This window comes from Microcoleus sp. MON2_D5 (assembly GCF_036701905.1).
Classification (GTDB): Bacteria; Cyanobacteriota; Cyanobacteriia; order Cyanobacteriales; family Microcoleaceae; genus Microcoleus.
Genome location: NZ_JAUBRM010000083.1, coordinates 20,512 through 28,228, shown reverse-complemented (window position 1 = coordinate 28,228; position 7,717 = coordinate 20,512). Strand labels below are relative to the sequence as shown.

The following is a 7,717-nucleotide window of genomic DNA, read 5'->3' as shown; positions in this document are numbered from 1 at the left end:
GCTAAATATAATCTTTTCAATTTTCCTAACTTGAAAAGATTTGATGCCTTTTCACAATTCATATAGGATTGCTATATTTTGTAAATCAACGGTAATTGTCTTAGCTTAGTAGTAATACCAGTAAAAAAAAATAATCCAACTTTAGACAAGCTTTAAACGGCTCTTTAAAATCTAAAGTTTCAAAGGCTATCAGCAATGCAAATTCTGATTACTCCGCGCTATTTTGACTTGCCTCTTGCTATTCCCCTGCCAAAGGTTGTAAATTAAAATAGAGTTGAGTTGCAATCTTGGTAAGAATATGATAAGTTTGGGCCACTAGGTTTCGGGTGAGGCGGAAAACTTGCAGCGAAAAACTCAACTCTACAAATAAATCTGCGGGCTTTGCAAGCACACAGCGCACTCTCAAACGTGCGCTTCAAGTTCCCCAATAATGAGCTAGGTAACTCCATCCGCTGCTGATTTTTTTTATTCCTAAAAAATAGCAAAAGGATACCAGTAAAAAAATGCCAGTTTACGCAACAGCCAAACCGCGATAGTCATCAGTCATTCCAAATCTAAAATCTATAATCTAAAATCTAAAATGGTATGACATCTGTTTTTGAGTCAACTTTAACGCCTGCTGGTTGGAAAATTCTTTTAGTAGAAGACTGTGCAGAAGATGCAGAACTCATTCAAGAACTGCTGTCTGAACCCCAACTAGGACAATCAATTGATCTGACCAATGTAGTTCGCCTCCGGGAAGCTATAGAAATTTTAAGCGACAAAATTTTTGATGTAATTTTATTAGATCTTTCACTTCCTGAGAGCCTAAAATTTAATACTTTTTTCCGCCTTCAAGATTGCGGTATAAATACTCCGATCGTCCTTCTGACAGCGGCCGATGACGAAGAACTGGCTGTCGAGTTAATTGCCGCCGGCGCCCAAGATTATCTGGTGAAAAGACAGGTAGACAGCCGGCTGCTGGTGCGGACGCTCAGGTGCGCGATCGCCCGCCAGAAACGGCAAGCAGAATGGCAAAAAAGTCAAGAGAAATACCTGCGGGTTGTTGACAATATCAGAGAAGTAGTTTTTGAAACAAATACTGCTGGGAATTGGACTTTTCTTAATGCGGCTTGGACGGAAATTACCGGATTTACCGTTGATGAAAGCTTAGGAACTTCCTGTTTGAGTTACATTCATTCTGAGGATCAATACCACTATTTAAATTTGTTTAGACATCGGATACTAAATCAAGAAACACCCTGTTGTTATCAAAGTCGATATGTTACCAAAAATGGCGAAATTCGGTGGGTGGAAGTGCAAGAATTTTTTATTTTGGGCGGGAACGGAGAGGCGCAGGGGACGACAGGAACTATCAACGATATTACAGATAAAATTTTAGCTCTTTCAGAACTAGAAGCTAGTAAAAATTTTTTAAATTCTACGCTTGATGCAGTTGCCGACCCACTTTTTGTCAAGGATGAACAGCACCGTTGGATACTGTTAAATGATGCTTTTTGCAAGCTGATCGGGAAGCAGCGCGAGGAACTGATGGGCAAATCGGATTATGACTTTTTCCCAAAACAAGAAGCTGAGATTTTTTGGCATACTGACCAACAAGTGTTTAGGACGGGTAAAGAAAAGGAGAGTGAGGAAATATTTACCGACGCCAACGGTGCAAAGCACATTGTGTCTACTAAAAAAACTGTCTTTGAAAATACCGATGGCAGTAAAATTCTTGTGGGGATAATTCGAGATATCACTCAGGATAGGCGCAAACAATTAGCCCAGCAAGAAAGCGAAGCTAGACTGCGGCAACTTACTGCCAATTTGCCCGGAATAATTTATCAATTTCGCCTATCAACCGACGGCCAAAAAAGTTTTCCTTATATTTCTTCAGCTAGCCGCGATTTATATGAATTGGAACCCGAAAATATTCAGCAAAATCCCCAACTACTTTTTAGTTGTATTCATCCAGACGACCGCCAAAAATTTGAAGAATCAATTGCTGTTTCTGCGGCAAATATGCAGCTTTGGTACCAGGAATGGCGCGCGGTTTTCCCGTCGGGAAAAATTAAGTGGTTGCAAGGGATTTCGAGACCGGAACGAGTTAATTTTCCCACAGAAATAGGGCAGGAAGGCGATATAGTTTGGGAAGGCATGGTGCTGGATATTACTGATTTAAAACAGGCAGAAGCAGCTTTGCGGGAGAGCGAAGCCAGATTTCGCTCGCTCGTTGAGAATATCCCCGGCGCTATCTGCCGCAGCTTGTATGATGCTGATGAGACGATGGTATTTATTAGCGATGAAATTGAGGAAATTAGCGGTTATCCTGCTGAGGATTTTATTGGCAAGAACTGCTGGAGTTTTACTAGCATTATCCATGAGGCAGACAAGGAAATGGTCGATCGACAAATCAGCGCAGCAGTAGAGTCAAAACAGCCGTACAATCTAGAATACCGGATTGTTCGTGCTGACGGGGCGGTGCGGTGGATCTCGGAAAGAGGTAGGCCAACTTACAATCTAGAAGGGCTGGTTTCGTGGCTCGACAGAGCGATTTTTGACATTACCGATCGCAAACAAGCCGAACTGACTCTGTGCCTGGTAACTCAAGCTGTAGACAGCGCTAGTGATGCGATCGCGATCGCAGATTTGGACGGTTATTCTGTTTATCACAATCAAGCATTTATTCAGCGTTACGGCTATACAGTTGAGGAACTAAATAATGCCGGCGGCCCAGCAGTAATGTACCCCAAATCTCAAGATTTGAGAAAGTTATTTAGGGTGCTGCGGAAAGGTTTTTCCTGGGAAACTGAAATTGAAATAAAGAGTAAAAATGGCAATATTATAGAAACTTTTTTGCGAGCTAACTGCATTAAAGATAGCGCTAGTCAACCGATAGGAATGATAGCCATAATTGCCGATCTCACAGAAAGAAAACGCACCGAATCGGCATTAAAACTCAGTCAAGAGCGATTGCAGTTGGCGGTTTCAGGCAGCTCTTTGGGGCTGTGGGATTGGAATATACCTACTGGCGAAACTTATTTCGACTTTTATTGGAAATCAATGCTTGGCTATGCAGAAACCGAAATTGAAAATAACCTCAAAGGTTGGGAAAGTTTGCTGCATCCAGAAGACCGAGTGAAGGTAATGGAATGTTTAAATTCCTATTTGGAAGGTGAGACTGATATCTATGAAGTTGAATTTCGGATGCTCAACAAAGCGGGCAATTGGCAGTGGATTCTGGCGATGGGCAAGGTAGTCGAGTACGACGAATGGGGTGCGCCGTTGCGGATAACAGGCACTCATAAAGATATCAGCGCCCGCGTTGCAGCAGAAGCCGAAAAAACGCAGTTGATCGCATCTCTGCAACAACTTGCCGAACAGTTGCAAGCAGCGCAAAAAATAGCCCGCATCGGCAATTGGGAATCCGATAGGGAGACAGGAATTATTACTTGGTCGGAAGAACTGTTTCGAGTTTACGGTCGAGAATTGAATCGGCCGCCGACAATGGAAGAACTTTTAGAGCAAATTCATCCCGATGACAAAGAAAGGTTTTCACAAGTTGTGCAAAAGGCAGTGACTGAAGGGACAGCTTACGACATCGACCACCGCATCTATGTTCCATCAGGAGAAATCAGGCACGTTAACGCTAAAGGACAATCTGTTAAAAATGAGTTGGGTCAGGTAGTGAGGCTGTTTGGCACGGCAATGGACATTACCCATCGCAAAAAAGCCGAAACTGCTTTGCAAGAAAGTGAACAGCGATTTCGAGCTGTATTTGAACAAGCGGCGATCGGCATTGTGAAAGTGTGGCAAGACGGTCAATTTTTGAATGCAAATCAAGGCTTTTGCAATATTGTCGGATACTCGGAATTGGAACTGAAAGCGCGAAATGTTGGGGATATTTCTCACCCCGAAGATGTAGCAGCCGATGTCGAGTCGCGCGACAGACTGTTAGCTGGGGAAATTTTTAATTATTCCCTTGAAAAACGCTTTATTCGCAAAGACGGTTCATTTGTTTGGGCTAATATGACTGTATCTTTAGTGCGGGATGGGTTTGGGGAACCTAGCTATGTAATTGGTGTGATTGAAGATATTAGCACTCGCAAACTTGCCGAGGCTATCTTGCGCCAGCAATTAAAGCGAGAACGTTTGGTAGTAGGAATGCTGGAACGCATTCGCTCTTCTCTCAATTTAGAAGAAATTTTGACAAAAACTGTTGCTGAAGTACGGCATTTTTTACAAACAGACCGGACAGTTATTTATCAGTTTAATCCCGATTGGAGCGGTTTTGTAAATGTCGAGTCAGTGGGCCAAAATTGGCTGGCTATTCAGGGAATAACTATTAACGATTCCTGCTTTGAAGACAGCTATGCTTCTGCTTACGAACACGGTCGCGCTGTAGCTGTGGATGATATTTACAAAGCTGGTCTTTCCGAGTGCTACATTAATTTATTAAGTCAATTTCAGGTGCGAGCTAATTTGGTAGTGCCGATTTTGCAAAGCGAGAAGTTGTGGGGGCTATTGATTGCTCACGAGTGCGCTAGTCCCCGCCACTGGCTGGAAATTGAGGTCGAGTGTCTCAAACAAATTAGCGTGCAGTTGGCGATCGCGATCCAGCAATCAATGCTGTTTGAGCAAGCACAAAGTGAAATTGCCGATCGCAAACAAGCCGAGTCAGCTTTGCAGGAATCCGAAGCGCGAGAACGTTCAAAAGCGCTAGAGTTAGAAGCAGCTATTAACAAACTCAGAACCACTCAAGCTCAGCTCGTTCAAAATGAAAAAATGGTGAGTTTGGGTCAGTTAGTTGCTGGTGTTGCTCACGAAATTAATAACCCTGTTAGTTTTATTCACTGCAATCTCACTCCGGCTCGCAATTACGCTTTAGATTTGCTGGAAGTGATTAAATTTTACCAGCATTACTGTCCTAATCCTCCAGCTCAAGTCTTGGAGAAAATTAATGAAATAGACTTGGATTATATTGCTGAGGATTTCCCGAGATTGTTTAATTCGATGCAAGTAGGAACCGAGCGAATTGTCGAGATCGTGAAATCGCTGCGTAATTTTTCCCGATTGGACGAGTCCGCTGCGAAGTCGGTTAACATTCACGAGGGAATTGACAGCAGTTTGATGATTTTGCAAAATCGGTTAAAATCTCACAGCAGCCATGGAGAAATTCAGATAGTTAAAGATTACCAAGTATTGCCACAAATTGAATGTTTTCCGGGCGAGTTGAATCAGGTATTTATGAATATTTTAATTAATGCGATCGATGCTTTGGAAGAACGAGACAAGCAGCGTCCGATCGAGGAGTGCGATCGACACCCACGCACGATCGCTATTCGCAGCTATCAGGCGGCTGCCGGCTTCGTAGCGGTATCTATTGCGGATAACGGGCGGGGGATACCGGAGTCAGTGCGATCGAGGCTGTTTGACCCCTTTTTCACGACTAAACCTGTGGGCAAAGGTACGGGTTTGGGATTGTCGATTTGTCACTCGATTATTGTCGATCGCCACGGCGGCAGATTGAGCTGTATTTCCACACCGGGAGAGGGAGCGGAGTTTTTGATTGAAATTCCTGTGCGACCGAATTTAACTGGTACGAACTCAAATTTGGGGCAATAAAGTAGGAATTTGTAATTAGAACGTGGGCAGCGGAAATGAGTAATATCTCACATCTTGCACCCTTCTCAAGAACAGGCAAGATGCCTGTTCAACAACGAGTGAATTTTATGGTGGGACAGGCATTTTGCCTGTTGCTAAACAAGTAATTGAGAAGGGTGCAAGATCTCAGTAATATCAAATACAGTAGCATCGGAATTCTACCCAGAAAGCGAGCATTATCCTTGCTCCGGGTCACTCGATAGCGTCCCGCTCGCACTGCACTCGGAAAATTATTATTCCGATGCAAAGGTCAACAATATGAGTTAGGAGTTATGAATTATGAGTAGACAATTAAACGCGATATTACTAATTATCAATTACCAATGACCTTCAACTTTTACATAAAAATCGGGGAAGATTCCGAGTTACTGCTGGCGTGACAAATGCGGTTTTTGCCTTCGGTTTTGGCTTGATAAAGGGCGCTGTCAGCGCTGCGAATTAGGGTGTTGGGAGATTCCTCGGCAGAAGGAATCGCTGTCGCAATGCCGCAACTGAGGGTAACGTAGGGCCCGATCGACGATCGCGCGTGGGGCAGTTTCAAGCTGGCGATGCCGTCGCAAATTTTCCGGGCGACAACGTTTGCCCCTTGGGCGCTGGTGTTCGGCAGCACTAAGGCAAATTCTTCGCCACCGTAGCGGGCAGTCAAATCCCCAGACCGGTTGGTGGCTCTGGCGATCGCCCCGGCAACTTGGCGCAAACAATCGTCCCCGCCCAGGTGCCCATAAAACTCGTTGTAAAGTTTAAAAAAGTCGATGTCAAACATAATTAAAGACAGCGGCAGTTCCTCTCTTGCCAATCGCCGCCACTCTAAGGCCAAAACCCGATCGAAGTGGCGGCGATTGGCAATGGCGGTCAGTCCGTCCGTAGTTGCCAGTTGCTGCAATTTTTGATTGGCTATTGCTAGCTTGCGGTAAAGTTGAGATTGTTCGATCGCGATCGCCACTTGATTTGCCAAATGCTGTAAAAAATCTATTTCCCACTGCTGCCATTCCCTGACACCGCAGCAATTGTATGCTGTCAGCATTCCCCACAAACTATTGCCATTTTCTGCGATCGAATCCGGCAAATTTTTACCCTCCGCCTGCGGTTTGCCACTCGCCTGCTGCCAGATATAATTTTCTGCTGCATCTTGATTTTTCTCGACTTCCCAAACAAGGGCTTCTTGTGTTTTTTTTGCCGTTTCCCAGTCGCCTGATTGCCAAATTGGCACGCTGATAACTGCTGCAATTTCACAATCGGCCAGCAATTCTTTGCAACTGCCAGCCAAGGGGGCAGTGCTGACATCTGCTATTGCTTGTACCGACTGGGATTCGACTAAAACAAAGCAGGACACCGCCAAAGCAGCACTAATATTTTGGTTTTCAATATAACCTTCTGGCAAACCGTCACCGGCGACGATCGCACCTTTTTGCTCTTCCCCGTCCAATTGAGACGCCCAATCCTGACAGCGATAAATTAAAACGCGGTCTGTTTGGAGAAATTGGCGCACTTCTGCAACGGTATTTTGGAGAATGCTTGCCGGATCAATTGACGATCGAATATGTTCGATCATTTTGCCCAACAGCCGCTGTCGCAGAGCCTGCTGCCGCAATTGTTCTTCGATTTCCTGGCGTTCGATCGCGTAATGGATTGCCCGCACCAGCAGAGTTCGGTGGAATCTTCCCTTTACCAAACAATCTTGAGCGCCCCAGCGCAATACCGACCGGGCCATATTTTCATCGTTGATATCTGTCAGCACCACAATTGGCAATGTGGGCCATCGCCCTTTCAAAACTGCGACATCCTCGCTTCCCCTCAAGCTGTCTGACCCTGACAAATCTAATAGTATGGCGTCAAACTTGTCTACTTCCAGACGCCCAACTCCTATCTCCAGAGACTTAACAGTTTGGAGAAGAAATAGAGAGTCGCTGAATGACCCTAGAAGGTCTTGGATCATTGTCGGATTTCCCAGGTCATCCTCAACCAACAAAATTTTCAGACATTGGTTACGTGTTAACACAACTATAGCGTTTGGAGCGGGTCTAAGGCAACTTTTTTGTTTTGAGAGCGATACTTGCGATCGGTCAATATT

Annotated in this window: 3 protein-coding genes; 1 reads left to right on the top strand and 2 read right to left on the bottom strand. The window is 44.6% G+C overall.

Features of this window, described 5'->3' with window-relative positions:
- Positions 1 to 238 precede the first annotated feature (238 nt).
- A complete protein-coding gene (locus QUA47_RS24495; RefSeq protein ID WP_333432673.1) occupies positions 239 to 391 on the bottom strand; it encodes a hypothetical protein in 153 nt (50 codons plus the stop codon).
- 194 nt (positions 392 to 585) lie between these two features.
- Here QUA47_RS24495 and QUA47_RS24490 point away from each other — a divergent pair, with 194 nt between their 5' ends.
- Entirely contained in the window at positions 586 to 5,607 is a 5,022-nt protein-coding gene (locus QUA47_RS24490) for a PAS domain S-box protein (protein ID WP_333432672.1), read from the top strand.
- Positions 5,608 to 5,983: 376 nt separating this feature from the next.
- Here QUA47_RS24490 and QUA47_RS24485 read toward each other — a convergent pair whose 3' ends face one another.
- Complete coding sequence (locus QUA47_RS24485; RefSeq protein ID WP_333432671.1) at positions 5,984 to 7,645, bottom strand: diguanylate cyclase domain-containing protein; 1,662 nt, start codon at positions 7,643 to 7,645, stop codon at positions 5,984 to 5,986.
- Between the last annotated feature and the right edge of the window lie 72 nt (positions 7,646 to 7,717).